At 46.3% G+C, this 24,007-nt stretch carries 21 protein-coding genes; 14 read left to right on the top strand and 7 right to left on the bottom strand.

Features of this window, described 5'->3' with window-relative positions; all coding sequences use genetic code 11:
• Nucleotides 1-47: 47 nt before the first annotated feature.
• Genes fabI through CL55_RS03270 form a run of 6 tightly spaced genes read left to right on the top strand, consistent with a single transcriptional unit; the run spans nt 48 to nt 6,386 of the window.
• Nucleotides 48-833 carry an enoyl-ACP reductase FabI gene (fabI, locus tag CL55_RS03295; RefSeq protein WP_046329850.1) on the top strand — a complete coding sequence of 262 codons (786 nt, stop codon included), beginning with the start codon at nt 48-50 and terminating at the stop codon, nt 831-833.
• Entirely contained in the window at nt 830-2,155 is a 1,326-nt protein-coding gene (chrA, locus tag CL55_RS03290; RefSeq protein ID WP_046329849.1) for a chromate efflux transporter, read from the top strand. The genes fabI and chrA overlap by 4 nt, the downstream gene beginning before the upstream one ends.
• A 31-nt stretch (nt 2,156-2,186) precedes the next feature.
• A complete protein-coding gene (locus CL55_RS03285; protein WP_046329848.1) occupies nt 2,187-3,071 on the top strand; it encodes an HTD2 family dehydratase in 885 nt (294 codons plus the stop codon).
• A 14-nt stretch (nt 3,072-3,085) separates the two neighbouring features.
• Nucleotides 3,086-4,456 (top strand): MmgE/PrpD family protein, encoded by a 1,371-nt coding sequence (locus CL55_RS03280; RefSeq protein ID WP_046329847.1) that lies wholly within the window; start codon nt 3,086-3,088, stop codon nt 4,454-4,456.
• 32 nt (nt 4,457-4,488) lie between these two features.
• Nucleotides 4,489-5,334 carry an HpcH/HpaI aldolase/citrate lyase family protein gene (locus CL55_RS03275; RefSeq protein WP_046329846.1) on the top strand — a complete coding sequence of 282 codons (846 nt, stop codon included), beginning with the start codon at nt 4,489-4,491 and terminating at the stop codon, nt 5,332-5,334.
• 59 nt (nt 5,335-5,393) lie between these two features.
• A complete protein-coding gene (locus CL55_RS03270; RefSeq protein ID WP_046329845.1) occupies nt 5,394-6,386 on the top strand; it encodes a Bug family tripartite tricarboxylate transporter substrate binding protein in 993 nt (330 codons plus the stop codon).
• Between the two features lie 118 nt (nt 6,387-6,504).
• Here CL55_RS03270 and CL55_RS03265 read toward each other — a convergent pair whose 3' ends face one another.
• From CL55_RS03265 to CL55_RS03255, 3 genes are read right to left on the bottom strand one after another with little or no spacing between them, the layout of a single operon-like run.
• The gene (locus CL55_RS03265) at nt 6,505-7,128 is read right to left on the bottom strand and encodes a hypothetical protein (protein ID WP_082091884.1); all 624 of its coding nucleotides are present in this window, start codon (nt 7,126-7,128) and stop codon (nt 6,505-6,507) included.
• Nucleotides 7,125-8,381 (bottom strand): sialidase family protein, encoded by a 1,257-nt coding sequence (locus CL55_RS03260; RefSeq protein WP_046329844.1) that lies wholly within the window; start codon nt 8,379-8,381, stop codon nt 7,125-7,127. Before CL55_RS03260 ends, CL55_RS03265 begins: the two co-directional genes overlap by 4 nt.
• Nucleotides 8,378-10,099 (bottom strand): ArnT family glycosyltransferase, encoded by a 1,722-nt coding sequence (locus CL55_RS03255; RefSeq protein ID WP_046329843.1) that lies wholly within the window; start codon nt 10,097-10,099, stop codon nt 8,378-8,380. The genes CL55_RS03260 and CL55_RS03255 overlap by 4 nt, the downstream gene beginning before the upstream one ends.
• 180 nt (nt 10,100-10,279) lie before the next feature.
• Between CL55_RS03255 and CL55_RS03250 the strand changes: the two genes are divergently transcribed.
• Both CL55_RS03250 and CL55_RS03245 read left to right on the top strand, forming a co-directional pair.
• Nucleotides 10,280-10,609, top strand: coding sequence for a c-type cytochrome (locus CL55_RS03250; protein ID WP_082091883.1), 330 nt, complete (start codon nt 10,280-10,282; stop codon nt 10,607-10,609).
• Between the two features lie 9 nt (nt 10,610-10,618).
• Nucleotides 10,619-11,896 (top strand): NAD(P)/FAD-dependent oxidoreductase, encoded by a 1,278-nt coding sequence (locus CL55_RS03245; protein WP_046329842.1) that lies wholly within the window; start codon nt 10,619-10,621, stop codon nt 11,894-11,896.
• A 52-nt stretch (nt 11,897-11,948) separates the two neighbouring features.
• On the opposite strand, the gene CL55_RS03240 is transcribed toward CL55_RS03245, so the two are convergent.
• On the bottom strand, nt 11,949-13,304 hold the full coding sequence (locus CL55_RS03240) for a DUF3422 domain-containing protein (RefSeq protein ID WP_046329841.1): 1,356 nt from the start codon (nt 13,302-13,304) through the stop codon (nt 11,949-11,951).
• A gap of 29 nt (nt 13,305-13,333) precedes the next feature.
• On the bottom strand, nt 13,334-14,740 hold the full coding sequence (locus CL55_RS03235; protein WP_046329840.1) for a TAXI family TRAP transporter solute-binding subunit: 1,407 nt from the start codon (nt 14,738-14,740) through the stop codon (nt 13,334-13,336).
• A gap of 72 nt (nt 14,741-14,812) precedes the next feature.
• Between CL55_RS03235 and CL55_RS03230 the strand changes: the two genes are divergently transcribed.
• The 6 genes from CL55_RS03230 (at nt 14,813) to CL55_RS03205 (ending at nt 20,245) form a co-directional block, all read left to right on the top strand.
• Nucleotides 14,813-15,514 carry a pirin family protein gene (locus tag CL55_RS03230; protein WP_046329839.1) on the top strand — a complete coding sequence of 234 codons (702 nt, stop codon included), beginning with the start codon at nt 14,813-14,815 and terminating at the stop codon, nt 15,512-15,514.
• Nucleotides 15,515-15,573: 59 nt separating this feature from the next.
• On the top strand, nt 15,574-16,512 hold the full coding sequence (locus CL55_RS03225) for a 3-hydroxyacyl-CoA dehydrogenase NAD-binding domain-containing protein (protein ID WP_046329838.1): 939 nt from the start codon (nt 15,574-15,576) through the stop codon (nt 16,510-16,512).
• A gap of 30 nt (nt 16,513-16,542) precedes the next feature.
• A complete protein-coding gene (locus CL55_RS03220) occupies nt 16,543-18,090 on the top strand; it encodes a UxaA family hydrolase (RefSeq protein ID WP_046329837.1) in 1,548 nt (515 codons plus the stop codon).
• A gap of 132 nt (nt 18,091-18,222) precedes the next feature.
• Nucleotides 18,223-19,203, top strand: a complete 981-nt coding sequence (locus CL55_RS03215; RefSeq protein ID WP_046329836.1) for a DnaJ C-terminal domain-containing protein — start codon at nt 18,223-18,225, stop codon at nt 19,201-19,203.
• A gap of 5 nt (nt 19,204-19,208) precedes the next feature.
• Nucleotides 19,209-19,526, top strand: a complete 318-nt coding sequence (locus CL55_RS03210) for a chaperone modulator CbpM (protein ID WP_046331119.1) — start codon at nt 19,209-19,211, stop codon at nt 19,524-19,526.
• A 47-nt stretch (nt 19,527-19,573) separates the two neighbouring features.
• The gene (locus CL55_RS03205; RefSeq protein WP_046329835.1) at nt 19,574-20,245 is read left to right on the top strand and encodes an alpha/beta hydrolase; all 672 of its coding nucleotides are present in this window, start codon (nt 19,574-19,576) and stop codon (nt 20,243-20,245) included.
• 35 nt (nt 20,246-20,280) lie between these two features.
• Here the strand turns inward: CL55_RS03205 and CL55_RS03200 are convergent, their stop codons facing one another.
• Together CL55_RS03200 and CL55_RS03195 are read right to left on the bottom strand one after the other, a co-directional pair.
• Nucleotides 20,281-22,206, bottom strand: coding sequence for an ATP-binding cassette domain-containing protein (locus CL55_RS03200; protein WP_046329834.1), 1,926 nt, complete (start codon nt 22,204-22,206; stop codon nt 20,281-20,283).
• 142 nt (nt 22,207-22,348) lie between these two features.
• Nucleotides 22,349-23,959, bottom strand: a complete 1,611-nt coding sequence (locus CL55_RS03195) for an NAD(P)/FAD-dependent oxidoreductase (protein WP_046329833.1) — start codon at nt 23,957-23,959, stop codon at nt 22,349-22,351.
• Nucleotides 23,960-24,007 lie beyond the last annotated feature (48 nt).

The following is a 24,007-nucleotide window of genomic DNA, read 5'->3' as shown; positions in this document are numbered from 1 at the left end:
TGCAACAATTGTAGATAGCAAATCACATTTGAAGCAAAGGACATATTATGGGCTTTCTCGCTGGCAAAAAAATTCTGATTACCGGCCTTCTTTCTAATCGCTCTATTGCCTATGGTATTGCCAAGGCATGCCACCGCGAAGGGGCTGAACTAGCCTTTACCTACGTTGGTGAGCGCTTTAAAGACCGTATTGTCGATTTTGCTAAAGAATTCAATACAGAACTGATTTTTGACTGCGATGTTGGCAGCGATGAGCAGATTTCCGCCCTTTTTAAGGATTTGGCTAAGACTTGGCCCCAGTTTGATGGCTTTGTCCATGCGATTGGCTTCGCACCACGTGAAGCCATTGCTGGGGATTTTTTAGAGGGTCTTTCTCGTGAAGGCTTCAAAATCGCTCATGACATCTCTGCTTACAGTTTCCCGGCGATGGCAAAAGAAGCCTTACCCATGTTGCGCGACAAATCTTCCTTATTGACGCTAACTTATCTCGGTAGCTTGCGTAACGTTCCCAACTACAACACCATGGGACTTGCTAAGGCCTCACTGGAAGCCTCGGTTCGTTATATCGCTGGCTCGGTTGGGCCTAAAGGCATACGCGCTAACGGAATTTCTGCGGGCCCGATTAAAACTCTGGCTGCCGCCGGCATTAAAGGTTTTAGCAAGATTTTGGAAGCAGTTGAACAAACTGCTCCAATGCGTCGCAATGTCACGATTGATGACGTCGGCAACACTGCTGCCTTCTTATTATCTGATTTAGCAAACGGCATCACTGCTGAAATCATTTATGTCGATAATGGCTTTAGCCAAGTGGTTGGTGGAATGGAAGAAGTTTGAGCGTTCCACTGCGCGAAGCCTTGAAGTTTTGGGCTAAGTTGGGCTTTATTAGTTTTGGTGGACCCGCAGGACAAATCGCAGTCCTTCATCAAGAGCTTGTTGAGAAGCGTCGCTGGATTTCAGAGCGGCGCTTTTTACATGCACTGAACTACTGCATGTTACTGCCGGGACCTGAAGCCCAGCAGTTAGTGACTTATATCGGCTGGCTGATGCATCGCACTTGGGGCGGTGTTATAGCGGGCATCCTCTTTATTCTGCCCTCACTCTTTATATTGATCGGCTTGTCTTGGGTCTACCTCACCTTTGGCCAAGTTCCGTGGATTGCCGCCATCTTTTTTGGCATCAAGCCAGCGATCACCGCAATCATTCTCCATGCCGCAGTGCGAATTGGAAAGCGTACGATTCACAACCAAGTTCTACGCTGGATTGCCCTCGGATCTTTTCTGGCGATCTTTGTTCTCAACCTCGCATTTCCACTGATTATTATTTGTGCTGCCTTAATCGGCGTTTGGGGTGGTAGACGCTACCCAGAATATTTTCAGCAAATTACCACACACGATAAATCAATAGGGGTGCACGCTCCGGCAGTGATTGATGATCACACTCCTACTCCAGACCACGCCAAGTTCTCTAAAAAGAAACTGGCATTGCATAGTTCGGCTGTTCTCGTACTCTGGTTAATTCCGTTTATTGCCTTGGTGCTGATCTTTGGCTGGAAAACGCTCTACCCGCAAATTGCCTGGTTCTTTACTAAAGCCGCCTTCCTCACCTTTGGTGGTGCTTACGCAGTTTTGCCCTATGTCTACCAAGGCGCAGTAGATCAATTTCAATGGCTCAGTGCCGGTCAGATGATGGATGGTTTAGCACTTGGAGAAACTACTCCAGGACCACTCATCATGGTGGTGGCTTTTGTTGGTTATCTCGCTGGCCATATTCAACATCTGATTGGCAATAGCAATCCATTTTGGTTTGGAGTGCTTGGAGCTTGTGTAGCCACCTGGTTTACTTTTTTACCGTCTTTTTTCCTGGTACTAGTCGGTGGTCCACTAATCGAATCCACACATGGCAAGCTGAGCTTTACTGCACCCCTTACTGCAATCTCTGCAGCAGTAGTTGGCGTCATCGCCAATCTGGGCTTGTTCTTTGCGTATCACGTCTTTTTTCCGCATGGCCTTGGAGGTTCAATCTCATGGATTTCGATGGTGATTGCCCTGCTTGCAGCTGTGGCGCTCTTTCAGTTTCAAAAAGGGGTAATTAGTGTCTTAACTGGCTCAGCTCTGGCCGGCTTACTAAGCTATTTACTGGCAACTTTATTGATCTAAGTCCACTTGATCAGGGGCTGAAATTGGCATAATGGAACTTATGCGAATCGAACCCCAAACTATTACCCATCTCCAAGAATGGCTCGGTAAAACTGAGGCCCTTCAAGACATCATCACTGCAGCACCTGTCAAAGCTTTATCAGCAACGCTCGATCGACCTGATGTTGCCCCCGTTGCAGGAACCTTTCTGCCAGAGTTATGGCACTGGCTCTATTTTTTACCTTGTGCTCTTCAATCCGAAATTGGCCTGGATGGTCACCCAAAGCGTGGTGGCTTTTTGCCCCCTGTACCATTGCCGCGTCGCATGTGGGCCGGTAGTCGCGTTGAATGGTTAGCCCCTTTGACAGTCGGTGATGAAATCAAGCGTGTCTCTAAAATTGAATCCGTTACACACAAAGCGGGTCGTACTGGCGATCTTATTTTTGTATTGGTCAAACATACCATCTCTAATCACAATGGCTTGGCCTTAGTTGAAGAGCATGACATTGTGTATCGCGATGCTCCCGGACCAGACGATAAGCCAGTTGCACCAACACCAGCTCCTACTGGTGCGACATGGTTTAAAACAATTACCCCTGATGATGTTTTGTTATTCCGCTACTCAGCACTAACATTTAATGGTCATCGCATACATTACGATCGCAAATACGTTACTGAAGTAGAGGGTTATCCTGGCTTAATTGTTCATGGACCATTAATTGCCACTTTGCTAGTGGATCTTGTGCGCCAAAGTATTCCAGGCTGCACGCTCAAGAGCTTTGAGTTCCGCGCCATACGTCCTACTTTTGATATCAATGTATTTAAGGTCAGTGCTAAGCCTGATTTGGAGAAAGATCCTTCTGGAAAAACGATCTCCATTTGGGCCGAGGATCACGAAGGCTGGCTCACCATGCAAGCAACTGCAGTTTTAGCTTAGGAAATTTTCACGCAATGACAACTCCACACTTATCTAAAGCCTTAGCGACATTTGTCTCTGAATTAAAGATTGGCGATATTCCTCAAGAGGTAATTGCACGTACCGAAGATTTACTAGTCGATTGGTTTGGCTCTGCGATTGCTGGTAAAGGCTCGCGCCCAGTAGAAACGATGACGCAATTTGCGCAAAACATGGGTGGCTTTAATACCGCTAATCCTGGTTCTGCTGAAATTCTGATTAACCGTCAGAACTCAAGCCCTTTCTTGGCAGCACTTGCAAATGCAGCAGCTTCACATGTAGCAGAGCAAGATGATGTTCACAATGGCTCTGTCTTTCATCCAGCTACCGTGGTATTTCCTGCAGCATTAGCAACGGCGCAAACGATTGGTGCATCAGGTGAAGATCTTTTGGTAGCGGCCGTTGCAGGCTATGAAGTCGGCATTCGAGTTGGTGAATTTTTAGGTCGCTCACATTACAAAACATTTCATACCACTGGTACTGCAGGTACCTTAGCTGCTGCCGCTGCAGTAGGTCATCTACTAAAACTAAACCCAACACAAATGCTGCACGCCTTTGGTTCAGCAGGAACACAATCGGCCGGCCTTTGGGAATTTCTGCGCGATGCCGCCGACTCTAAACAATTGCATACTGCGCACGCTGCCTCTACTGGCTTGATGTCAGCATACCTAGCGCAATCTGGGTTTACTGGTGCCGAACACATTTTGGAAGGCAAGCAAGGTTTAGCTGCTGGCATGTCGAGTGATGCAGATCCTAGTAAGCTGATTGATCGATTGGGTAGTCGCTGGACTATTGCTGAGACGAGCTTTAAATATCATGCCTCATGTCGTCACACTCACCCTGCTGCAGATGCTTTGTTGCAGGTTATGCTGACACATCACCTCAAGCCTAGCGATATCGATAAAGTAGAAACCCTAGTTCATCAGGGTGCAATTGATGTGCTTGGCCCGGTAACTGATCCCGCGACTGTGCACCAATCTAAGTTCTCGATGGGGACTGTATTGGCCTTAATTGCTCACTATCAATTTGCAGGCCTGCAAGAATTTGATCAGCACTTTCGTGATCAAGCCATTTGCGCATTCCGTGATCGCGTCACGATGATTCTGGATCCCGAAGTGGATAGCGCCTATCCTCAACGCTGGATCGGGAAAGTCAAAGTCTATTTAAATAGTGGCGAAGTTTTAGAAGGTCGCGTTGACGAACCCAAAGGTGATCCTGGCAATACTCTTAGTCGCGCTGAAATTACCGATAAGGCTATGCGCCTTGCTGCATTTAGTGGCGGTGCAAGTCCAACTGAGATGAGCGCTGCTATTGAGCGCTTGTGGAATATCCGCAAGCAGTCCAAGATAGGCATGCTGATCTCCTAAATCTCTGCCTTATATTTTAAAAAGCCACATACATGAATCCACTTGATACTCCTATCGGCTTTAGTAGCACTTTTTTATTCGTTCCAGGAACGCGCCCAGAGCGATTCACTAAAGCACTCGATAGCGGTGCCGATGGCGTCATCATTGATTTAGAGGATGCAGTTGCCCACGAAGATAAAGAATCTGCCCGTGCTGCGATACGTGCTGCTTGGCCTTCATTTACCGCAGAACAAAAAAAGCGTCTGATTATTCGCTCAAATTCTCCTGGCAGTCATTTTTATGCGGCAGACCTGATCTTGATCCAAGAGTTGGATGCAACTTGCTTACTCATTCCAAAAAGTGAGTCTCTCGATCAAATCAATGGAGCAGCACAAATGCTTCCAAACACAGCCATCATTCCGATGATTGAGACTGCCATCGGTCTTGATCGCCTCAATGAAATCGCAACTTCTGAACAAGTATTGCGCTTAGCCTTAGGCAACATCGATTTACAAGCAGATCTAGGAATGGTTTGTGATGCACAAGAAACTGAACTACAAACTGCACGCTTTCAGATTGTGTTGGCCTCACGCTTAGCCCAAATTGCCCCTCCAATTGATGGGGTTACGGCATCAACTGACAATATTGAGCGCATTACGGAAGATGCGGAGCGTGCCAAAAGAATGGGCTTTGGTGGCAAGCTGTGCATACATCCTAAACAGGTTTCCCTAGTGAAGGATTCCTTTATGCCTACTGCTGCAGAGGTGTCTTGGGCTCACCGGGTCATCGAGGCAGACAAGGCATCCAAAGGAGGTGCAGTGAAATTAGATGGTCGCATGATTGACCGTCCAGTTGTCCTACTAGCCCAAAGAACTCTCGCAATTGCTGGTAAACCCTAAAGCCGATAGCATTTAATAGTGGCAAAATTGGGAAGCATCAAACAATAACGGAGACTTAAATGAAATTAAAGAAAACCCTCTTTGCTGGAATTGCTGCAGTTGTCAGCGCCAGCACTTTATTGGGCAGCAATGTTGCATCTGCCCAGAAGGATTGGCCTACAAAATCAGTTCAATTGGTTGTTCCATTTGCAGCTGGCGGTCCAACTGACACTATCGCACGCTTAATTGCAGTGCCAATGGGTCAGTCTTTAGGTCAAACAGTAGTAGTAGAAAACGTTCCTGGTGCAGGCGGCACGATTGCTTCTACTAAGGTAGCGCGTGCGGCTCCAGATGGTTACACGATCTACATTCACCACATGGGAATGGCTACTGCACAAGCCTTGTACGACAAACTGCCGTATGACCCAATGACTAGCTTTGAGTACATCGGCCAAGTTGCTGACGTACCAATGGTATTGCTCGGTAAAAAAGATTTGCCAGCAAACAACTTTAAAGAACTGGAAGCTTACATTAAAGCGAACGGTTCAAAAGTAACTATGGCAAATGCTGGTCCAGGCGCAGTGTCACAGCTCTGTGGCTTATTATTTCAAAGTCGTATGGGCGTTCGCTTGACCAACATCCCTTACAAAGGAACTGGCCCTGCTTTGACTGATCTCTTGGGCGGTCAAGTTGACCTCTTGTGCGACCAGACAACACAAACCATTCCTTATATCAAGGATGGTCGTGTGAAGGCATTTGGTACAACCACGATGAAGCGCTTGCCTGCCATTCCTAACGTTCCAACTTTGAACGAACAAGGCCTCAAAGGCTTTGAAGTTAAAGTTTGGCACGGTGTGTATGCTCCAAAAGGTACTCCACAGCCAATCTTGGACAAAATTAATGCTGCTTTGAAGAAAGCATTGAATAATCCTGATGTGAAGAAGCGCTTGGAAGATGCCAACATTGACATCGTGCCTGCAGAGAAGATTTCTGCAAAAGGACTCAAAGATCACCTTGATAGAGAAATCAACGTTTGGGGTCCAGTCATTCGTAAAGCTAATATTCCAGATTAATTCCGGAATAGCGGCAAACAAAAAAGCCAGCAAATTTCTGCTGGCTTTTTTGTTACCTAAAATTAACTGATGAACTGATGAACTGATGAACTGATGTGCTGATCAACTAACTCACCCCTCAACCCGCCCTGAAAAGATAGTCTGACTGAGCTCTGTCGCGACGCTTGTGATAAATCGCATTTGGGATTGCTAGCAGAGCCCAAATAGCCAAGATGGGATCTAAAAGATAGTCCCAAAGATTTGCGGATTCATGCCAATGAACTGCCCACGCAATAATCGCAAAAGACAGGATCCACACGCCCTGAGTCCAGCCAGCAAGGCCGCACACTATAGCAAAGAAGATGATGGCAATTAAAAGACCGATAGAGCCATAACCCCAGGCATAGGGATCGAGCATCCCAAGACCTAACGCTAAGGGATAAAACACAATCGCAATCAATGCGACTGAGACTTTAAATCCCAGTGGCGTCTTTTTGGCAGCAGGAAGGATGGAACTCCAAAGCAATAGCATTGTCACAATACTGAGCTCACCAGTCACCCCACGAACATAGGCAGATAAAGGCAACTCAAGCGACATTCCGAGCGGCCAGAAAAATAGATTTACCAGTAAGACAGCTGCGAGCAGACGAATCACAAATGGAATCTCTTTTGAAGATAGTTTTTGCGAGAGAGTAATGAGCACTACCGCGCAGGTAAGCGACATCTCCAGTAGAGCGATTAGTTGTAAATAAGGAGTCATCATTGCGCTTCCTTTTCTTTAAGACTACTGACGGCATGCTTAAACCAGACAGCTAGAAAATAAACATGCTTAATCTTTTTTCTATTCCAAGTGTAAGTAAGATGAGCATCTTCACCATTCGTAGAAATTAAATACGGATAGGAAAATTCGCGATGCTGATCATTGAGCAAAGATTCGTCATCCTCTAGTACCTGCACTACCCGCCATTGAAGGGAGTTTGGCTCACGCATTACCATCACCAATCGATAGCGCGCTGCCTCAATATTATTCAGGACCATCAATCTCGTGCCATTAGCTAAAGTGAGTGCAGCCAGCGCGGAATTGGGATTTGGAATCTCAAGATCTTGAGTTACCGCCCAAGATTGTCCAGCATCCTTGGTTTGACTTACAGGGATTTGCTTTGGCTGGGAACTGGGTCGAGTTTGACGAAAGAATGCGCTTGCTTCTTGCGGGCTATCAGCAAAAACTACCGGCTGAATTGCGCCCCTACCCGAACTCATGCGTCGCTTATCAATCACTTGGCTCGCATCGATTCTTAGAAACTCGCCAAAGCGGCCAATCCACTCGTGATATGCAGGTAAACCTAGTCGACCATCCGCAAATGTCATAGCTGGTGACTTGACTAAGGTGCTGAGATTAATCAGCGGGGAGCTGATTAAGCGCGTAGGCTGACCCCAAGTTAAACCCTCATCATCTGAAATCATTGAAGAGATTGAACTGCCTGCCCAACCCCCAATAGAAACCGTTACGAAAAATAATTGCATACGGCCATCGGCCATTCTGGCTGGAACAGGATTGCCTAATTTGGCGATGTAACGAGACAAGCCTTTTTCAGCACTAACGCGATCCACCACAACTGTTGGGGCGCTCCATCGAGATGCCTTTGAATCAAAAACAGATGTGTAGATAGCTACGTCTGGAGCACCTTCTCGAGTACCTGCAAACCAGAATGCCCTCACCGCGCCATCCTTGAGCGCAATTAAAGATGCGGCATGCACTGAAGGATCTCCAGTGTCAGGTAACCAGTCTGTCAGTAAGCTAGGCTGAGCGGACTTTAGTAACTTTACTGGCGTAGTATTTTTCAGTGCCTTGACTGGCTTAGCATCCTCAGCCACCTCAGATGCACCATCGAGTTGGTTGACATTATTAACTGGGTAATCGCTTGCGAACGGCGACCATGCTGGGCGACTATCAATGTGGAAATATCCCAGCACCGAGGCAAGCAATAAAAAACAAAAGGCAATCACACGACTCATCGACAAGCATCCTTACCAACTAGGGGCAATGCAATGGCTGTAGGAGTAGTAATCAAATATTCATTCACAAACAGGTGTTCTCCAATCTGACCCTTGAGTATCGCCTGAATTTCTGCATCAGAATGGCGCGCTCGCATCTCCATTCGTTTACCCACTATCTTGCAAGAATCACACAGCGCGGGCTCCACACCAATCGCTGACTGCACCGCTACCAATGGGTAATTTTTAGTCAGTAAGTCAATTTGACCAGCATCCTTTGCTAAATAGCCATGCAGTATTGCCCCGGGTAATAAGAGTCGATACTCTTCATCCTTAGCGCGATAGTCGCAAGGCACCCAAATATCTTTTCCGACAAGACTCTGAATGGTCGCTTGTGAGTAACGACCCAAGGCACCCTCGAGGGGTGATAAGCCGCTAGTGAGTGCGCAATAACAAAGAAAGCAGCCAGCTAGAGCGATCGCCTTACTACGTTCTCGATTAAATATACCAAGCAACACTAGGGCTATCGCAGCTCCCATAAAAACCCAATGCCACAAGGAGTAACTCCAAATACCGGGCTGACCTAGGAAGTTTGACAGTTGTAAATTACCACCTACCCAAACAAGCGCGCCGAGTAATAGCAACTGCAGTAGCAAGGCAATCCGAAATCCCCATATAGGCAATCGATCCCAAAATATTGCGATCACAGCAGCAAACGCTGGCATTACTGGGAGTAGATATCGTCCAGAGCGCTGACTTGGCAAACTAAACACAATAAAAAAGGCTAAGGCCAATAGCAGCAAAAGACTCTCTTCAAGAGATAGGAAACGTCGCTCTCGCCAACATTGAATCAATGCAGAAATCAACACAAAGGTGAACAGCCCTGCATTAGCTAAAGTCGTTAAAGCCAGCATCCAAACACTATCCCCGCCCCGCACTAAATCCAATAAATAGTTTGAGCTACGCGCTTGAAACTTGCCGGCATTCTCTCCTAAAACAAATTCTTTCCAAACCGCTTCAGGGAAAGGATCCAGTACAAACCAAAGTGCAAATACGCCCAAAGCGAGAACAGTAATTAACAGGACTTTGTATAGATCTCGCAATAAAACCTTGGGGATACTCCATTCCCGCCAGCGCCAGTAGAACAAACCTAAAGCAAATGTAGCGGGAACAATGTAAGCAAAAGACTTTGACAGCAAGGCTATGCCCAAAGAGGCGCCCGCTAATATAGGAAATAAAAGCTTTGATTCAAAAGCAGCCTTACCCCAATACAACAGCGCGAAGAAGGGCAAGCTGAGCCAAAATACTTCGGGGGGATCCGTTAAGAACGGGCGGCCGTAGCGGTAAGTTGCAAAAAAGGAGAGCCACACTAAAGCCGCCAGTAAGCCAGTCTGCCTTCTTCCGCTAAAGCGAGATACAGCTAAAAATAAGAAAAGTGCGGTTAAGCCGGTATAGACAACACTGGGCCAACGCAGTGCGAAGAGTGTCCAGTCGCTTCCCCAGCTAGTACTGGCAATACCCTCCCAAAACACCAAAGGAGGCTTCGTATTTTTAATGCCGTCCATCTCCGATTGAAGAGGTAACCAAGCACCTGTATCGGCCGTCATGCGGACGATATGCATATAGGGGTATTCATCGCCATTCTTCGGAGCAAAGCGACTATCTAAACCATATAGATAGGTAAATACACCTAGAAGTAGGACAAAAATGGCATTTTGGTAGGTGAATGAGCCTCGCATATTGCTAGTTTATAGGTCTTAGAGTGGAATGCTAAAACTGACAAGGCCAATACCCCCATTTTTGGTTCTGAGCTTATTGAAAATCAATCTAAGTAAAACCACCAATCCAATCTCCATCTGATTAAGATAGAGTCCATAAGTAGTATTCTAAGAACAGTCGTATGTAAGGAGACAATCCCCATGCAAGTGAAGTATCTAAAATCTATTTTGGTGACTAGTGCCCTCATTGGCCTAAGCCAGTGGAGCGGACTTAGCTTCGCCCAAACCGCTGATCAACTCTATAAACGAGGACTTGCTGCTACCTGTGCCAATTGCCACGGCACAGATGGTAAAGGTGTTGTAGATGGTGGCATGCCACTAATTAACAATCTCACTAGCGCGCAAATGCTGGAGAAATTAAAGGCCTACAAGTCTGGAGCATTAGAAGGCACCATCATGCCTCAGCTAGCTAAAGGCTATACGGACGAACAACTCACTACTATTGCCAATCAACTTGGCAAGAAACAATAAGGAGGCGCTATGGATCGTCGACATTTTATAGGTCAGAGCGCTGCAGCAGTTGGCCTGCTTGCAGGTCTCTCAAGCCAAACTAAAGCAGCTAATTTACAAAAAGCAGAAATCTTGGTCATTGGTGGTGGATATGGTGGCGCTACCGCCGCTAAATATTTACGACTCTTCTCCAATAACACCGCCAGAGTAACTCTGATTGAGCCCAATACTTCTTTTATCTCTTGCCCAATGTCTAACTTGGTCATTGGTGGCTCGCGTACGATCGCTGAAATTACCTCACCGTATGACACCCTGAGTAAGCGCCATGGCATCAAGATTATTCAAGATAGCGTCAGCAGCATTGATCCAGATAAGAAGACAGTGACGCTCGCTTCCGGAAAAACTTTGCGCTACGACAAAGCTATTGTGTCTCCTGGCGTCTCAATGAACTTCAAAAGCGTTGAAGGCCTTGCACAAGCTAATAAAGATGGTGTAACACTACAAGCCTGGAAAGCGGGTCCAGAGACTGTTGCCTTACATAAGCAAATCGCTGCAATGCGTGAGGGTGGTACCTTTGCAATTAGCATTCCAGAGGCCCCTTATCGCTGCCCTCCTGGACCCTATGAGCGTGCCTGTCAGGTAGCAAACTATCTGCAGCAACATAACCCCAAAGGCAAAGTATTGATTTTGGATGCAAACCAAGATGTGGTTTCCAAAGGAGGCCTATTCAAAAAAGTTTGGGCAGAACAATACGCTGGCATGATTGAATACCGCCCGAAGAGCAATGTAGTTGGCGTTGATGCGAAAACCAAAACACTCAAACTCGAAGTTGAAGATGATGTGAAGGCTGACGTATTAAATATCTTGCCGCAAATGGCTGCTGGTGAAATCGCCATTAAAACTGGATTGGCTAATTCCAATGGTCGCTGGGCAAATGTCAACTTCCTCAACTTTGAATCAACAGCACGTAAAGATATTCATGTACTAGGTGATGCAATTCAGATTGCACCATTAATGCCCAAATCTGGTCACATGGCTAATCAACATGCCAAAGTTGCAGCAGCAGCAATCGTTGCAGAGTTGAATGGTTGGGAAATTAATCCAGCGCCAGTTCTGACAAACACCTGCTATAGCTTCGTCAATAAACGAGAAGTAGTACACGTTGCTAGCGTCCATCAATACAATGCCGCTGAAAAGACATTCAAGACCGTTCCGGGTTCTGGAGGTTTATCACCTGCACCTTCTATTCTTGAGGGTATTTATGCTTGGGGCTGGGCGCATAACATCTGGGCCGATAGTCTCGGATAGATCGAGGGCAGTACTGGAATTAAAAAAGAGGCTTTGGCCTCTTTTTTAATGTCTACAGCGATTTACCCATCTCAATAATTCGTTTGCGTCTTCGCTTGCTGATGAACAAGAAAGTAATCGCTACTACTGGGGCGGCTATAGCGGCAATAATTTCTGGATGAATAGCAAGGCCAGCCTCTTTACCACCCTTAGCCATATAGGCCAGCAAACTTACTGCATAGTAAGTCAGTACCAGAACAGATAGACTCTCAACTGTTTCCTGCAAACGCAATTGCAGTCTTGCTCGCTGATCCATGCTAGCCAGTAATTTTTGCGTCTGCTCTTCATTCACAAATTCAATACGCGTTCTCAAAGTTTGGGTTGTCCTTGAGATTCGATCAGACAATTCTTTTAATCTCCGCTGAGTCCAAATACATGTTCCCATCGCCGGCTGAAAACGTCGATCCATAAACTCTGAAAGGGACTGCACGCCCGGAATTGGAGACTCTGCTAACTCGTATAGGTTTTTACTCAGCAATTGGCTATAAGCCTCAGATGCGGTAAAACGCAATCCATATCCAGAGATCCATTGCTCGGCTCGTGAGGCTAGATTAGAGAGCTCACCTAAAAACTGGCCATCTTTTTCGGTTTGTACTCCTGGCTCAGTTTGTATCTGAGAAATACTTTTAGATAAATCTGCTAATTCCGACTCTGCAGTTCTGAGTGGCATCGAAAGGCTCTTCGCTACTGGGAAGGCAATCATGGCTGCCATACGATAAGTTTCAGCTTCAGCTATTGCACGTGCCACACGACCAGCCTGACGTGAGCCCAAAATATCATGCGGAATAAAGTAAGAGATAAAGCCATCCTCATCTAAACGCAAGTCCGTCCACAACTGAGCCTTCTTGCTCGATAAGATAAAACTGCCTAGTACAGTATTCCCGCTAAAGATGGAAGATACTTCTTGAGCTTCTGTAAACAGGGGGCGATGCTCAAATGCGAGATCTAATGCAGAAATTCTTTCGCCACCAGCCTCAACAATAATTGGACAGCCTAAGCTTTGAAGCAAAACATCTAAACTCTTTTCTAGAGCGAGACGGGACTCCAGTAAAGGTCCAGTAATTTTGATGGGATTATGAGTAATGGCAGCGATGGTTGCGAACTCACCATGCAACTCCCATTTAATTAACACCCTCTCCGGCTCGGGCGCCAAAGTCAACATCTTAAAAGAGTGATCCTGCTGCTGCTCATTTGGAATGCCTAAGGCAACGCTGAGCTTTTGAATCCATTCGATTTGAGTCTGACGAGAGCTTGCATCAAGTAAAAAAGATTGCGAAAGCACTCTCTCATTTGGCCAAAGCGCAATAGGCGGACGCGCATGCACTTCTTCGTGTAATTGCTTTCGGGCAGGATGATCGTAAGGTTTCATAGGATTTGGTTTAGATGTCCATACTTAAACTATACGCCAACATCATTCTCTTGAGATTGGTATGGATGAGCGCCCCGATTTAGGCAATTACGGACATAGTCTATGCTGGCACGCAAGGCGTAATAATCACCAGACATACTTTTAGAGACTTTTAACTGCAAGGCTTGGTACTCCAGTAAATCTAACCTCTTCAGATATTCGTCTTTCACTTCTGGCAGAAAATTTTCAGTGAGTTCTTGCTCGTAGCCCTTCAGAGTGCCATACAACTGATCAATTTTTCGCTTCATGCGCTTATTGCGATAGCCCGGCAAGGTTAGCAAGACAGGATATGCCACCGCACAAAATGGCAGCAATACAAAAACCAATCGATTAATCAGCTCTGCCAACCAAAAAGGGAAATAGAGCATGAGCAATGGTGAACCATTTTTTTCATAATGCAACGCTACAGGACTTTGTATGAGTCCCGTACTTTTAAAGGATGGGAATTCGCCGTGCTCCGCAAAAAAGCTTGCTTTACCGTTGATCTCGCGTGCAGCCTCTAAAAATAAAAATTGGAGTGCAGGATGCATTCTGTCATCAATCAGCAAGTTTGTAGTTGAAGCCATCAACTTAATATCTCTAGGAGGGAAGTTCCTTGTTAAGCTAAAAGCACCTGCAGGGACATTCAGTATTTGCATGTATGGTAGCAACCGAACATACGCATCAGCTCGATCAAAGGCAACTAAATGTAATTTGGGGTCTTTCAGTAATTTTTGGACATTTGGAGCCTCGTAAGCATCCACAATGAACGCCGCATCGATCTCACCTTTTTGCAAAGCTTCAACTGAATGAGTGCTAGAGAGATTTAAAAAATGAGCCCCCTCCTCAAAGCCATTGGCTTTCAGGATATGCATTGCTTGAGCATAAGTTCCGCTTCCCTTTAAACCAACCGACATTCTGGAGTTTAAAAAGAAACTAGCACGAGCTTTAATGGCCTGAAAATCATCCACCTTAATCTCTGGTCCACGATAAAACAACCAAATTGGGTCATACGAAATAGTGCCAAGAGATTCAACCCCAGTAACCTCATGAGGATTAAATGCGCCCGCTTGTACGAAGGCAGCCTGAACTGGATCCTTACGATCAACTAGATGCGCTACATTTTCCTCGGCACCCTTTGTTGGAACTAATTCGAGAGTGATACCTTTTTTATCAAAAAAAGCAGCGTACTTTTTTCCTAAGTTGTCATAGGAGCCCCCTGGCTGACCAGTTGCCATCACTACATGTCTTGGTGGTGGAGGATCGGCGTACCACCAAACTCCGAGCAAGACCACTAAAAGAATGGCTAAGATAGGCCAAGCCTCTCTCAGGAACTGAGAAAAATCACTGCACTTTTCCTGAGCAGTCTCATATAGCCCCAGATAGGTTTCTTTAATGTCTTGTTTGATACTTCCCATGGAAGGCCAATCAGCAAATATGTAAAAAGCTAATGATAATGTGCTTATTACCCTCCAGAAAAGACTCTGCCCATGCAAACCCTCCGAAAAGCTGAACACCGCGGCTACGCCGATCATGGCTGGCTTAAAAGCTTCCATTCCTTCTCATTTGCGGGCTATCACGACCCCCGATTCATGGCTTGGGGCAATTTAAGGGTCATTAATGAAGATCGGGTAGCGGCAGGCATGGGTTTTGGCAAACATGGCCACCGCAATATGGAAATCATCAGCTATGTTTTATCTGGTGAATTAGCGCACGAGGACAGCATGGGAAATATCAAAGGTATTCCACCTGGTGATGTTCAGCGCATGAGCGCCGGAACTGGGGTCACCCATAGTGAGTTCAATCATGCTAAAGATCAGACCACTCATTTCCTACAAATTTGGATCGAACCCAACGTCACGGAGATTCCACCAAGTTATGAGCAAAAATCTATTCCACTTTCAGAAAAGCAAAACAAGCTCTGCTTAATTGCATCGCCAGATGGATTGGGGAATGCCGTCAAAATTCATGCGGACGCTCGGGTATATGCTGGTCTTTTTGATGGCCACCAGCCCCAAAAATTGGATCTCGATTTACAGCGTAAGGCCTATGTGCATCTGATAAGAGGCTCTCTACATGTCAACGACACACTTCTATCGAGTGGAGATGCGCTGCTAATCGAGAATGAAAGCGGCCTAATCATTGGTGATGGCAAAGATGCTGAGGTCTTGGTCTTTGATCTCAGTAGTTAATAAAAAATAACATCTACCAATGCTCACACATCCTTAACTTCAATACATAAGATAAAAATATGAGTCAATATGTTGCCGTTATCGGCACCGGTATCATGGCTGCAGGAATTGCAGCAGGCTTTATCTCTCACAGCATTCCTGTTGTGATTCTGGGAAGAAGCAAGGAGAAATCCAGTGACTGCTTGAGGAAAGCTATTCAACTAGCCTTTAAGATTGGCTTGCACGGTGGAAATGCTTCGCTTGATGCTGCTGCTATCGAGGCAGCGCAAGTGAGCGCTACCATGGAAGATTGGGAAGCATGGGGTGAATGTTCTTGGGTAATTGAAACCGTTGCCGAAAATCTGGAATTAAAGAAACACATTTTTGCCTTCCTTGATGACAAAGTCCCAGCCGATATCCCGATCGGCAGCAATAGCTCAGGCTTTCCAATCACTAAAATCACTGCCGATCTGAAAACTGCCAACAGAATGATGGGGGCCCATTACTTTATGCCGGCAGAAGTCGTTCCATTAGTTGAAATTGTGATGGGAGAAAAAACGGATCCTGTTTTTTCTGAAAGGGCATGTCAAATTTATAAAGCTATCGACAAAAAACCAGTGCTAGTTAAGAAAGACATTCCTGGATTTTTAGCGAATCGCATTCAACATGCGCTGATGCGTGAAGCGCTCTCACTTGTACAAGAGGGAATTGCCAGCCCGGAAGACATAGATGATGCAGTACGTTATAGCTTTGGTTTTCGCTATGCCGCTGTTGGGCCTATGACTCAAAAAGAAATCTCAGGTTGGGATGGCATGGCAAATGCTGCAAAAGAAATTTACCCCTCCCTCTCTAATATCACCAACTTACCACCAAAAGTGGTACAACTTATGGCCGAAGGAAAGACTGGCATGAAGGCTGGTGAGGGCTTTAGAAAATGGACTCCAGAAGAAATTCAGCAGACCTCAAATTCGTATTCAAAAAGGTTGAAAGCAGCCTTTGATGTACTCAATATGGACTAATGAATAAAACATATTTACTGAAAGTATTCAATGATTGAAACATCTGGGAAAAAATTAGCTGGGCCTATTATTCGCCTGCATCCTAACGACAACATTGTTGTGGCCCGCATAGATATTGGTATTGGTGAAAGCGTGCCCAGCGAAAATTTGACTAGTCGCAGTCAAGTGCCTGCCGGCTACAAAATTGCGGCAAAGAAAATTTTAAAGGGTGAGCCTATCCTCAAATACAACGTAACCGTGGGATTTGCTAATACCGATATTGAAGCTGGCACGATGGTCCATAGTCATAACACCGAGTTTCGTGAATTCGATCGTGACTATGCCTATGCCAGTGAATACAAGCCGACCACCCTCCTTCCAGAATCTGAACGTGCCACATTTGAAGGTTATGTGCGTACCAATGGAAAAGTAGGCACACGTAATTTCATCGGCATTCTATCAACCGTCAATTGCTCTGCAACGGTAGTCAATAAAATAGCTGACTGGTTCACTCCTGAGAGATTGAAAGACTATCCGAATATCGATGGCGTAGTTGCTTTTAGTCACGGCATCGGTTGCGGAATGGAAATGAGTGGCGAACCAATGCAATTGCTTCGCAGAACGATGGCGGGTTATGCACAACATCCTAACCTAGCTGCAGCCCTCATCATTGGCTTAGGTTGCGAGCGTAATCAACTTAAGGGATTGATGGAGCAAGAAGCCTTGCAAGAAAACTCTACCTTGCATACCTTCATCATGCAAGAGACTGGTGGCACACGCAAAACTATTGAAGCAGGAATTGAAGCCGTCAAAGCACTTCTGCCAGAAGCCAATAAAGCAAAGCGTCAAACCGTTTCTGCGAGCCATTTATGCGTTGGCCTGCAATGTGGTGGATCAGATGGATTCTCTTCGATTACTGCAAACCCCGCCTTAGGTGCTGCAATAGACATCCTATCGCGCCATGGCGGCACGGGTATTCTTTCTGAAACACCCGAGATTTATGGAGTTGAGCACACACTGACTCGTAGAGCTGCTACTCAAGAAATCGGCGAGAAGCTCATTAAACGGATTCGTTGGTGGAAAGATGAATACTCCGTTGGTCGTGATGTCCAAATCAACGGGCAAGTGAGTCCCGGCAATCAAATTGGTGGCCTTGCCAACATCTTTGAAAAGTCACTCGGCTCTTCCATGAAAGGTGGCACTGGACCCCTGATGGAAGTCTATCGATATGCAGAACCCGTCACAGCTAAAGGTTTTGTATTTATGGATACGCCTGGTTTTGATCCTGTTTCAGCAACTGGACAAATTGCAGGCGGAGCAAACCTCATTGCCTTTACTACGGGACGAGGCTCCATGTTTGGTTCTAAACCAGCGCCTTGCATTAAGCTCGCCACCAATACGCCGATGTATCAAAGGCTGACTGAAGACATGGACATTAATTGCGGAGAGATCTTAGATGGTACGGTTTCCGTTCAAGAGATGGGGCAACGTATTTTTGAGCTCTTCCTCCGGACAGCCTCTGGAGAGGCTTCAAAAAGCGAATTGTTAGGTCTGGGTGATTATGAATTCGTACCCTGGCAAGTTGGCGTTATGAGCTAATGAAAGACCCCACCTCAGATTAGCGATCAGCGGGCATTTAGCCCGCTTTTTTCTTTATTAAAAGAAGCTAGAAGTCAGCGCTAGGGACTGTAGAATTCAAGTTATTGGTTTAATCAGGACTTCAATAGGCTTATGAAATTCAGGGACTACTACGAAACACTTGGTGTAGCGCGTGGCGCCACCGAAGCAGAAATTAAAGCAGCATACCGAAAGTTGGCGCGCAAATATCACCCAGACGTCAATAAAGAAGCTGGGGCAGAGGCTCAATTTAAAGAAGTCGGTGAAGCCTATTCTGTTCTCAAAGATACTGAGAAGCGTGCTTCCTACGATCGCATGGGCGCTAACTGGAAAAATGGGCAAGACTTCACTCCTCCACCAAACTGGAATGAAGGATTTGAATATTCGGATAGCAACTTTGGTGGCGGGCATGGTGGATTTGGTGGTGGCTACGAGGGCGATCAAAGTGAATTCTTTGAATCTCTCTTTGGTAGAGGGCGTCAGAGCCAAGGTGGACGAGGTGCTAACCCCCGCCAAGGCATGAACCTCAAAGGTCAAGATCATCATGCCAAGATATTGATTGATCTTGCGGATGCGTATAACGGCGCACAACGGACTATCTCCCTGCATATGCCTACGCAAGATGCTAACGGTCATGTCAGCACCCAAGAACGCAAGCTTGATGTGAGCATTCCGAAGGGTATTAAGGCTGGACAAAATCTACGCTTAGCTGGTCAGGGCGGTCCGGGCATGGGCTCTGGTGGTGCAGGTGACCTGTACCTTGAGATTGATTTCCATCCCAATCCCATGTATCGCGTGGACGGCAAAGACGTTTACCTTGATTTACCGCTAGCCCCATGGGAAGCGGCGCTTGGAGCTACCGTCAATATTCCGACCCCTGCAGGCTCAACTTTAGAGCTGAAGATTCCAGCGGGCACAGCAGCCGGCCGCAAGATGCGACTCAAAGAGAAGGGCATCCCCAGCAAAGAGGCGGGCGATCTATACGTAGTGCCAAATATTGTTTTACCCAGCGCTGAAACAGATGGGCAAAAAGAGGCTTATCAGGCACTGGAAAAAGCTTTTGATTTCCAGCCCAGAAACCATTTGAAGGGATGATGAATATGACACAAACACAAATCACCTGGATTACAGGTAGCGTTGTTGAGGAAGAAGTACACATGAGCATTGTGGAAATTTCACAAGCGACGCGTGCGCCAGAGGATCTCATCATGTCTTGGGTATCCGAAGGTGTTCTTAGTCCTGCGGGCTCATCCCCAGAGGACTGGCGCTTCAGTGGAGAGTCCCTGAAGCGTGCAAAGACTGCCGCTCATTTAACCCATGATCTAGAGCTTAATACTCCTGGAGTTGCTCTAGCGCTAGATCTTCTAGATGAAATCAGTCGTCTTCGAAATCAGCTGGTTCGTGAAAAAATAGTTTAAGTCCCTGAGCGGCTTAGCAACGATGCACTTGTAATTTAGGATAAAAAATGACCGTATTGCCCTGCATTGAAATTGAAACTGCTCCCAATCCAAGTGCCGCTGTCATTTGGCTTCACGGACTAGGAGCCGATGGTAATGACTTTGTACCCATCATTCCCCAGCTCAATCTTTCTGAATGCCCTGCTATTCGATTTGTTTTTCCAAGTGCACCCTCCATGGCTGTCACAGTCAATGGTGGCTACGTGATGCCAGCCTGGTATGACATTACTGAGAGAGATATCAACGCTCGTGAAGATCTTGCTGGCATTCATAAATCAGCAGCAGCAATCTCGCAGTTAATTGAGCGAGAGGCAAGCCGCGGAATTGCTTATGAAAAAATTATTTTGGCCGGCTTCTCGCAGGGCTGCGCCATGTCTTTACAGGTCGGCCTACGTTTTCCGCATCGATTGGCCGGCATCATGGCGCTATCGGGCTACCTGCCTCTAGCAAATTCACTGGCACTCGAGAGAAGTGAGGCCAATGGTAAGACTCCTATATTGATGGCACATGGTGTTTGGGATGCCGTGATCACTCTAGAGCGCGCAGAAGCTTCAGCTGATATCTTAGAAAAATTAGGCTATCAGGTGGACTGGAATACCTACCCAATGGAACACTCTCTTCATCCAGATGAGCTAGTAGATATCTCTAGATTTTTGAGTGCGGTACTGAGCAAGTCATAAACCACTCTGCTTTGGTCATGGGAATCTCAATTACATTAAGATTCTGAGCGACTTAAGAGCAACTCCCAACGCTGTAATTTGATATCTAGATCAGCGGTGATTTCTGACAAGCGCGCTTGCATGCTCGCCGCTAATTCAGGTTCATTCTTGTAGAGATCGGGATTACTCATAGCGATCCCAATATCAGCCTGCTCTGTCTCCAGGGTTTCGATCTGAAAAGGTAGAGCCTCTAATTCCTGCCGCTCTTTACCATTGAGCTTATTCACCCCAGTTTTTGCGGCCGCGGGTTTTAATTCAACTTCTGCTTTTGCTTCTGACTTTGATTCGAATTTCTCAGCAGCCTTAAGGCCGCCGTTGGCAGCGCGAATCTTGTCTGAGCGTGCCTTCTGGATTTTCCAGTCCTCGTAACCACCTTCATACTCGCGCCAAAATCCATCACCCTCATTAGCGATGATGCTGGTAACTACGTTATCTAGGAAGTAGCGATCGTGACTAACCAAGAACACCGTACCTTTATAGTCTTGGAGTAATTGCTCGAGCAAATCTAGAGTATCAATATCTAAGTCATTGGTTGGCTCATCCAAAACCAAAACGTTTGCAGGACGTGCAAATAAACGCGCCAACAATAAGCGGTTACGTTCCCCGCCAGACAAAGTACTGACCGGTGAATTAGTACGCTCAGGCGCAAATAAGAAATCACTCAGATAACTCTTCACGTGTTTCTTGTTACCGTTGATTTCAATCCACTCGCTACCTGGGCTGATGTAATCCTCGAGTGAAGCATTGAGATCAAGACCTTCGCGCATTTGATCAAAATAGGCTACCTCGATACGAGTACCCATCGTTGCTGTGCCAGAGTCTGGCGCAATCGTTCCAAGAATCAACTTGAGTAAGGTAGTCTTACCTGCGCCGTTAGGGCCAAGAAGTCCGACTTTATCGCCACGCAAAATCGTTGCTGTGAAATCCTTCACAATCGGTCGCTCGTATGACTTGGAAACATTTTGTAAATCAGCAACAATCTTGCCGCTTCTATCTCCTGCTGAAACTGCAAGCTTTACTTGCCCAACAGCATCACGTCTTTGTGAGCGAGTCGCACGAAGGTTTTCTAGGCGTGCAATACGAGCAACGCTGCGAGTACGCCTAGCCTCGACCCCTTTACGAATCCAGACCTCTTCTTGAGCGAGTAATTTGTCTGCGCGTGCATTAGCCAGAGACTCTGAATTCATTTCCTGATCTTTTAATACCTCATAGGCTGAGAAGTTACCTGGGTAGGTACGCAAGATACCGCGATCAAGCTCAACAATTTGTGTGCAAACGTTATCCAAGAAAGCGCGATCATGGGTAATCAAAATCACAGAGCCTTTGTACTCTTTCAATAAATCTTCGAGCCAAGAAATAGAATCTAGATCCAAATGGTTAGTAGGCTCATCCAAGAGCAGCACATCAGGCATCTCTACCAGCGCACGAGCAAGAGCAACCCGCTTCTTGGTTCCGCCCGATAAAGTATTAATCTTGAGCTCAGCCTCTAGGTGAAGACGATCCAGCGTTTCATGAACGCGTTGCTCCCAATTCCAGCCGCTTAAAGCCTCCAATTGTGACTGCACTTCATCTAAGCGATGGTGGGCAGCATCATCCCACTCCCCAATGCTAAGAGCTTCGTATTCTTCACGTAGAGCTTTGGCTTGCGCCACACCCTTAGATACGGCATCAAAAACGGTTTCCTCAGCTTCGAATATAGGCTCTTGTGGAACATAGGCAATGCGGAGACCCTGCTGATATTGCAGCAAGCCATCATCCATTTTTTCTATGCCAGCCAAGATCTTCAATAAAGAGGATTTGCCAGTGCCATTACGGCCAATTAAGCCAACACGCTCACCAGATTCGAGTGAGAAAGCAGTGTTTGCGAGGAGGTCAACGTGGCCAAAAGCCAGTTTTGCATCAGTGAGTACGATTAAAGCCATGGCGACATTATCGTCACTTCACCCAAAGTGGTGATATTTCCAATAAACATGGGATTGAGAGGTGGAATTTACCCAAGGAATAGTTCCAAATAAAGGGATAAATGACCCGCAAGCTCAGTCTTACTAAATTAAGCTTATTAGATTATTTAGACAGATAGTCAAGCGCAATAGCTTCCGCAACCTTAATGCCATCAACTCCTGCCGATAAGATTCCACCCGCATATCCAGCACCCTCGCCTGCAGGGTAAAGGCCTTTGATATTTAAACTCTGAAAATTGCTGCCCCGAGTAATACGCAATGGTGATGATGTGCGCGTTTCAATGCCAGTCAATACGGCATCCTTAATCGAAAAGCCTTTAATCTGCTTTTCAAAAGCGGGGATCGCCTCTCGAATTGCTTCAATGGCATAAGGAGGTAAAGCATCAGCAAGATCTGTCAGGTGCACGCCGGGTTTATAAGACGGAATTACAGAACCAAATTCTGTAGAGGCTTTACCAGCGAGAAAGTCTCCTACCAATTGCCCAGGAGCTTCATAAGTAGATCCGCCGAGCTCGTATGCCTTGGACTCCAAAGCTCTTTGAAACTCAATTCCGGCAAGAGGACCACCGGGATAATCTTCAGGAGTAATACCGACAACGATGCCCGCATTAGCATTGCGCTCATTGCGAGAGTACTGACTCATTCCATTCGTCACAACACGATTTGGCTCGGAAGTTGCAGCAACAACAGTTCCGCCTGGGCACATACAAAAACTATAAACTGCGCGGCCATTCTTGGCATGGTGAACCAATTTGTAATCCGCTGCACCAATGAGTTCATTGCCAGCATGAGGCCCTAAGCGCGCCCTGTCGATCAAGGATTGTGGATGCTCAATACGAAAGCCCACTGAAAAGGGTTTTGCTTCCATATAAACCCCTGCCGCATGCAGGACCTCAAAGGTATCACGAGCACTATGCCCTAAGGCTAGCACTACATGGTTAGCTGATAAATCCGGATATCCCTCAATCTTGACTCCAGCTATTTGATCCTTCTGAATATCAAAGCCAATCACTTTTTGAGAAAAGCGAATCTCTCCACCAAGCTCAATAATTTCTTGACGCATTCTTTCGACCACACCCACCAATCGAAAGGTGCCGATATGTGGCTTAGCTACATAACGAATTTCTTCTGGGGCGCCTGCTTTGATGAATTCAGTAATTACTTTACGACCGTAAAACTTCGGATCTTTAATTTGGCTCCAAAGCTTGCCATCAGAAAATGTCCCTGCACCACCCTCACCAAATTGCACATTGGATTCTGGATTAAGAACATTCTTGCGCCACAAACCCCAGGTATCTTGAGTACGCTCGCGTACAGCTTTACCGCGCTCTAATACGATCGGCTTAAAACCCATTTGCGCCAAAACCAAGGCGGCAAAAATTCCGCAAGGGCCAAATCCAATGACAACGGGTCGCTCAAAATCTTCACTCATTACTTGTGAGGCATTGGCGACAAAGTGATAACTCATATCCGGCGATGGTCGAATATGAATGTCATTTGAAAACTGCTTCAGTAATTTTTCTTCATTCTTTACCGATAAATCCACGGTGTAGATAAAGGCCAGAGCCACATTTTTTCTAGCATCGTAGCTACGCTTAAATACATCAAACTGAATCAGGTCTTGGGTTTGGATATTCAAACGCTTCAAGATCGCCTCCTCCAGTGCCTCAGGGGCATGGCTAATAGGTAAGCGAAGTTCGGTAATACGGATCATGGGACTCTACGATACACAGTAAATCGGGCCATTTTGCCAAATAATACT

The sequence above is a fragment of the Polynucleobacter duraquae genome (assembly GCF_000973625.1).
Taxonomy (GTDB): Bacteria; Pseudomonadota; Gammaproteobacteria; order Burkholderiales; family Burkholderiaceae; genus Polynucleobacter; species Polynucleobacter duraquae.
The sequence above is the reverse complement of the archived record's forward strand: the minus strand, read 5'-3'. Positions and strand labels throughout refer to the sequence as shown.

What these genes read in the sequence shown, in the direction of transcription:
- fabI (WP_046329850.1), top strand. Translation starts at nt 48, where the DNA reads ATGGGCTTTCTCGCTGGCAAAAAAATTCTGATTACCGGCCTTCTTTCT.
- CL55_RS03285 (WP_046329848.1), top strand. Translation starts at nt 2,187, where the DNA reads ATGGAACTTATGCGAATCGAACCCCAAACTATTACCCATCTCCAAGAA.
- CL55_RS03280 (WP_046329847.1), top strand. Translation starts at nt 3,086, where the DNA reads ATGACAACTCCACACTTATCTAAAGCCTTAGCGACATTTGTCTCTGAA.
- CL55_RS03275 (WP_046329846.1), top strand. Translation starts at nt 4,489, where the DNA reads ATGAATCCACTTGATACTCCTATCGGCTTTAGTAGCACTTTTTTATTC.
- CL55_RS03270 (WP_046329845.1), top strand. Translation starts at nt 5,394, where the DNA reads ATGAAATTAAAGAAAACCCTCTTTGCTGGAATTGCTGCAGTTGTCAGC.
- CL55_RS03265 (WP_082091884.1), bottom strand. Translation starts at nt 7,128, where the DNA reads ATGATGACTCCTTATTTACAACTAATCGCTCTACTGGAGATGTCGCTT.
- CL55_RS03260 (WP_046329844.1), bottom strand. Translation starts at nt 8,381, where the DNA reads ATGAGTCGTGTGATTGCCTTTTGTTTTTTATTGCTTGCCTCGGTGCTG.
- CL55_RS03255 (WP_046329843.1), bottom strand. Translation starts at nt 10,099, where the DNA reads ATGCGAGGCTCATTCACCTACCAAAATGCCATTTTTGTCCTACTTCTA.
- CL55_RS03250 (WP_082091883.1), top strand. Translation starts at nt 10,280, where the DNA reads ATGCAAGTGAAGTATCTAAAATCTATTTTGGTGACTAGTGCCCTCATT.
- CL55_RS03245 (WP_046329842.1), top strand. Translation starts at nt 10,619, where the DNA reads ATGGATCGTCGACATTTTATAGGTCAGAGCGCTGCAGCAGTTGGCCTG.
- CL55_RS03240 (WP_046329841.1), bottom strand. Translation starts at nt 13,304, where the DNA reads ATGAAACCTTACGATCATCCTGCCCGAAAGCAATTACACGAAGAAGTG.
- CL55_RS03235 (WP_046329840.1), bottom strand. Translation starts at nt 14,740, where the DNA reads ATGGGAAGTATCAAACAAGACATTAAAGAAACCTATCTGGGGCTATAT.
- CL55_RS03230 (WP_046329839.1), top strand. Translation starts at nt 14,813, where the DNA reads ATGCAAACCCTCCGAAAAGCTGAACACCGCGGCTACGCCGATCATGGC.
- CL55_RS03225 (WP_046329838.1), top strand. Translation starts at nt 15,574, where the DNA reads ATGAGTCAATATGTTGCCGTTATCGGCACCGGTATCATGGCTGCAGGA.
- CL55_RS03220 (WP_046329837.1), top strand. Translation starts at nt 16,543, where the DNA reads ATGATTGAAACATCTGGGAAAAAATTAGCTGGGCCTATTATTCGCCTG.
- CL55_RS03215 (WP_046329836.1), top strand. Translation starts at nt 18,223, where the DNA reads ATGAAATTCAGGGACTACTACGAAACACTTGGTGTAGCGCGTGGCGCC.
- CL55_RS03210 (WP_046331119.1), top strand. Translation starts at nt 19,209, where the DNA reads ATGACACAAACACAAATCACCTGGATTACAGGTAGCGTTGTTGAGGAA.
- CL55_RS03205 (WP_046329835.1), top strand. Translation starts at nt 19,574, where the DNA reads ATGACCGTATTGCCCTGCATTGAAATTGAAACTGCTCCCAATCCAAGT.
- CL55_RS03200 (WP_046329834.1), bottom strand. Translation starts at nt 22,206, where the DNA reads ATGGCTTTAATCGTACTCACTGATGCAAAACTGGCTTTTGGCCACGTT.
- CL55_RS03195 (WP_046329833.1), bottom strand. Translation starts at nt 23,959, where the DNA reads ATGATCCGTATTACCGAACTTCGCTTACCTATTAGCCATGCCCCTGAG.